Origin of the sequence: Brasilonema bromeliae SPC951 (assembly GCF_012912135.1) — a bacterium.
Classification (GTDB): domain Bacteria; phylum Cyanobacteriota; class Cyanobacteriia; order Cyanobacteriales; family Nostocaceae; genus Brasilonema; species Brasilonema bromeliae.
Window position 1 is genome coordinate 868 of record NZ_QMEB01000415.1, and the last position, 798, is coordinate 1,665.

The 798-nt window shown below is 64.7% G+C and carries 2 protein-coding genes; one reads left to right on the forward strand and one right to left on the reverse strand.

Annotated features, from left to right (window positions below):
- Positions 1 to 302 (forward strand): SurE domain-containing protein (locus DP116_RS30970; RefSeq protein WP_339381413.1); only part of this gene is annotated, 302 nt, incomplete at its 5' end.
- A gap of 103 nt (positions 303 to 405) precedes the next feature.
- On the opposite strand, the gene DP116_RS30975 is transcribed toward DP116_RS30970, so the two are convergent.
- Positions 406 to 798 (reverse strand): acyl-CoA dehydrogenase C-terminal domain-containing protein (locus DP116_RS30975; RefSeq protein ID WP_169158240.1); only part of this gene is annotated, 393 nt, incomplete at its 5' end.

Below are 798 nucleotides of genomic sequence, written 5' to 3' on the forward strand. Positions count from 1 at the left end.
CGATGCCGCCGCGGACCCTGATCAACGTCAACTTCCCGGCCCTCGCGCCAGAAAACGTGCGCGGGGTGAAGGTCGTCGAACAGGGTTTCCACGATTACGGTCGCTCCAAGATCGTGAAGGGTACGGACCCGCGCGGTTATCCCTATTACTGGTTCGGGCTTGGCGGCAGCGAGCAGACGCCGGGCCATGCGACCGACCTCGAGGCGATCGTCGAAGGCTATGTGACGGTGACGCCGTTGCACCTGGATCTGACGCACTATGCATCGATGTCCGTGCTCGATGAGGCGTTGCGGGCGGTTTAACCCATTATCCGCAGCCCCTGAGCTCGTCGAAGGGCCGTCGCCTTATGCGCAATGCCCCGCGCGGACCAGGCTTCGACAAGCTCAGCCCTGCGGACAAGGACGGTTAGGCAACATCAAACGCCTCCACTGGCAGCGCCATCAGGCTCTCCGCGCCGCCTTCGAGCTTGCGGCGAAGCGCGCCCGTGTCAGGCATGATCCGCTCGGCATAGAACCGTGCCGTCATCAGCTTGGCGTTGAGGAATGCGGCATCGCCCTCTCCCGCCGCCAGCAGCTTCTGCGCCGCCGTCGCCATGCGCAGCCACATCAGGCCAACCGCGACGATGCCCATCAAATGCATGTACGGCACCGACGCCGCACCGGCATTGTCGGGATTGGTCAGGCCGTTCTGCATCAGCCACATGGTCGACGCCTGAAGATCGCCCAGCGCCTTTTCGAGCCGCGTGGCGAAGTCCGCCAGTTCCGGCACAGCCTTCGCCGCCGCGACCTCCTGTGTCAC